Source organism: uncultured Nostoc sp., assembly GCF_964245575.1.
Taxonomy (GTDB): domain Bacteria; phylum Cyanobacteriota; class Cyanobacteriia; order Cyanobacteriales; family Nostocaceae; genus Nostoc.
The window spans coordinates 1-3,882 of the sequence record NZ_CAXTNP010000466.1 but is presented as its reverse complement, the minus strand read 5'-3'; the positions used below and the strand labels follow the sequence as shown (position 1 = coordinate 3,882).

General features: G+C 41.0%; 2 protein-coding genes. Both read left to right on the top strand.

The features are described 5' to 3' along the window. Nucleotides 1–1,426: 1,426 nt before the first annotated feature. Nucleotides 1,427–2,317, top strand: coding sequence for a nitrogenase iron protein (gene nifH / locus ACFFAP_RS36975; protein WP_375515862.1), 891 nt, complete (start codon nt 1,427–1,429; stop codon nt 2,315–2,317). Between the two features lie 418 nt (nt 2,318–2,735). Further along, nucleotides 2,736–3,593, top strand: a complete 858-nt coding sequence (locus ACFFAP_RS36970) for a DUF72 domain-containing protein (protein ID WP_375515861.1) — start codon at nt 2,736–2,738, stop codon at nt 3,591–3,593. Nucleotides 3,594–3,882 lie beyond the last annotated feature (289 nt).

The window sequence follows — 3,882 nt, the reverse complement described above, 5'->3', positions numbered from 1 at the left end:
AAAAAACTCAGTACACCTTTATTCCTTTTTCCCAGTCCCAAGTATTGAGTCCCCAATCCCCAGTCTCTACGAGTAATTCAGGAATCAAATCGGATTGTTATATAATTGCGATCGCCTGGGTTAGGTGCTTGGTGCGATCGCAAAAGTTATTTAATCTACTTTGATGACAAAATTTTCGATTGCAAAAATAAGAAAGTTTATTTTTCTTATCAAACATTAGTTTTAAATACTTTTATAAAATACCCAAAAGTATCTAACTGCACAAATTAGCTATGATAAATAATTTCACTAACTCGCAACCTATTAACACGTAACTTATAGCTACTAAAGATCCTAAGGATAGTGTTCTGACAAATAGATAAATAATTTGAGATTCGACAAATAAATTAGTGAGATGTATGTTATGGTTTTTATAGGAATCAAAAAAGTAAAAGCACAAAAGACTTCAAGAAACTTTGAGGCAAGCTCAAGAAAGTTTTTTTGCTCTGGTAAGTCCACTTCACTTCGCTACATCTGTTTGTAACTAAAATCTAAAACTAGATTGAGTAGGATAGTAGCCTTTGTAACAACTTGAAGTCAATCGAAATTTATCTGGGTATGAGCCAATAAGAGTTGGCTAACCTAGCTAGAGCATTACCCACAAAAGGCAATTACTCTTGGGGTCTGGGAATAAAGACTCTTAGAACAGCCTGACAATTCCATAGAAATACAGAATATTTACGAACTTATTCTTGCGGGAACAAACATTTTCAACCGCGAACTAAGTTGAAGCAGTTGCTGACTTTTGGAAGGAAAACTTCAAGCAATATGGTGTTGTTCCACAATTTTTAGGAATTTAACCATACTGTCAAAACTCACCAAGATATTGTCTCAACCAGAGTCTTAGAGGTTGCCTGTGCAAGCTTTATAGTATTGCATCTGTAGCTGTCAGTTTTGGGCTGAAACTTATTCTGCTGCATCAATCACGAAACGAAAAGCGCTATAGAAGTTCTTAGCGACTTGACATTAGCAAAATCAGAGAAGTTGCAGCAACCATTTAGAGTGGATTGCAATTTGGTTGGTTGTGTGGTTCAGGGAACAAATCTGCGTTCATTTGAATTCCTGCTGCAACCACTCTTTAGGCTTGAGCAACCATTTGGGATTCTGTGACAACAACTGACAATGCTGAAGTCAAGTTTTAAAGGCTTCGTTATTAGGAAATAGAGATTTCTCTATCCCTTAAGCGATGTCTAACGACAAGCCGCTCTGCGTCTACGCTTTGTAGGTAAATATGTTCTGATTTTAACTGTTTTTGTCAGGGTGTGATGTCTAGCGACAAGTTGCTATGCGTCAACGCCAACAGGCTTTACTTCCCTACGACACCAAGGGTGAATATCTCACATTAAGCTTACAACCCATCAACTAAATCATTGTAGGAAACACAACCATGACTGAAGAAAAGATTAGACAAATAGCTTTCTATGGTAAAGGCGGTATCGGTAAATCTACCACTTCCCAAAACACCTTGGCAGCTATGGCAGAAATGGGCGAACGCATTCTTATCGTTGGTTGCGACCCTAAAGCTGACTCCACACGTTTGATGCTGCACAGCAAAGCTCAAACAACCGTTCTTCACCTCGCCGCAGAACGTGGTGCAGTAGAAGATATCGAACTCCATGAAGTGATGCTCAAGGGTTTCCGTGACGTTCTTTGCGTAGAATCTGGTGGTCCAGAACCCGGTGTAGGTTGTGCAGGTCGTGGTATTATCACCGCCATCAACTTCTTAGAAGAAAACGGTGCTTACCAAGACCTAGACTTTGTATCTTACGACGTATTAGGTGACGTTGTGTGCGGTGGTTTTGCTATGCCTATCCGTGAAGGTAAAGCACAAGAAATCTACATCGTGACATCAGGTGAAATGATGGCGATGTACGCTGCTAACAATATTGCTCGTGGTGTTCTTAAGTATGCTCACACTGGTGGTGTGCGCTTGGGTGGTTTGATTTGTAATAGCCGTAACACTGACCGGGAAATCGACCTAATCCAAACCCTGGCAAAACGGTTGAACACCCACATGATTCACTACGTACCTCGTGACAACATTGTTCAACACGCAGAATTGCGCCGGATGACTGTTAACGAGTATGCACCTGACAGCAATCAAGCTAACGAATATCGGACATTGGCTCAAAAGATCGTCAACAACAAGAACCTGACTATCCCCACCCCCATTGAGATGGAAGAGTTAGAAGACTTGTTGATTGAATTCGGTATCCTCGAAAGCGAGGAAAATGCTGCCAAGTTGGTAGGTAAGACTGCTACTGAAGCTTCAGTATAAAGTATTGCTAAGTAAAGAATAGTTTAGGGTGGGCAAGCAGCCTACCCTTTTCCCAATTTTTGCATTTCTTTGTTTCATATCATGTCCGCTTAATTACTCCCGGTTCGCCCATTTTTGAATGAGTTAGGAAAAATAGACATAAATAAGTATAGCGAACGACATCTTGTCATTTAAATCAAACGAATTCAAAATGATAGGTGAATCAACTTTTCAATTTTTCTTCTTTACCCCTTCCTTTGCGTCCTACCCTGCGGGAAGCCACTTCGTGTCTATGCGTCCCACCCTGCGGGAAGCCTCTTTGCGTCTATGCGGTTCGTTCTCTTAACTACTCAGAATTAATCACATAGACTACTAGCTTCATCCATCCCTACAAACTGCCTGTAAAATTGAATATGATACCTCAAGGCTTTTAGGCACTGTGAACTTTTTTATTGGTTGTGCTGTTTGGGCATATAAAGGTTGGGCGGGCGAACTCTATCCTCAAGGCACTCGCACTGCCGATTTTCTCCATCTCTACAGTCGTCGCTTCACCACTGTAGAAGGTAACACTACCTTTTATGCCGTACCTAACCAAGAAACTGTAACCCGTTGGGCTGCCGAAACACCAGCAGGTTTTGAATTTTGTCTGAAATTACCGCGAGATATTACCCATCAAGGATTACTAAAACCTTATATTCCGGCTGCGTTAAAATTTTTGGAAGGGATGCGCCCTTTAGGTAAACGTCTTGGCCCAATGTTTGCCCAGTTACCACCCAGTTATGCACCTGCATTGCTTGACGATTTGACCAACTTTCTGGAAGCTTGGCCGCGTACAGAAGCACCCCTAGCGTTAGAAGTTCGGCATCTCGACTGGTTCAAAGAACCCCATGCGAGTAATTTGACGACACTATTAGAAAAGCTAGGTGTGGGACGGGTATTGTTAGACTCGCGCCCAATTTACACTGGAGATGATCACCCCCAGTTGCAATCGGAACGGCGTAAACCCAAATTACCGTTGCAATTGAGTGTGACAGCACCTTTTACTCTGATTCGGTTTATTTCTCATCCAAATTTATCAGTGAATCAGCCGTTTATGGAAGAGTGGGTAAGGCAGATTCAGCAATGGTTGAAAATGGGAGTGCGAATTTATTTCTTTGTTCATTGTCCAATAGAAGCGCGATCGCCCAGCACAGCCCGTCACTTCCAACAGTTATTAGAACAGAGTAATACACCAGTTCCACCCCTACCTTGGAATAACCTTGAGCATCCCCCCAATCAACTCAGTTTATGGTCTTGAGAGGCAGGACGCAAGGAATAGGGAAAGTAAGCCCACAGAATGAGATTTATATTTTTTTAACTTTGACAAAATATCTAATGTTTAGTAATTACAAAAAGAGCGATAATTAGTGTTACGATACTTTCTTGTTAAAGCTTGATATTCCTTTTTGCTTGAGAAAAGGGGTAATAGCCCTATTTGTGAAATTGCGATAGGGTTTAGGCGATAATGAATATATTTAACAGAAAAGTATTGATTTTTATAGCAAAAGCCTTGGTGATTAGGACATCAACAGATGATAAAACTTAGA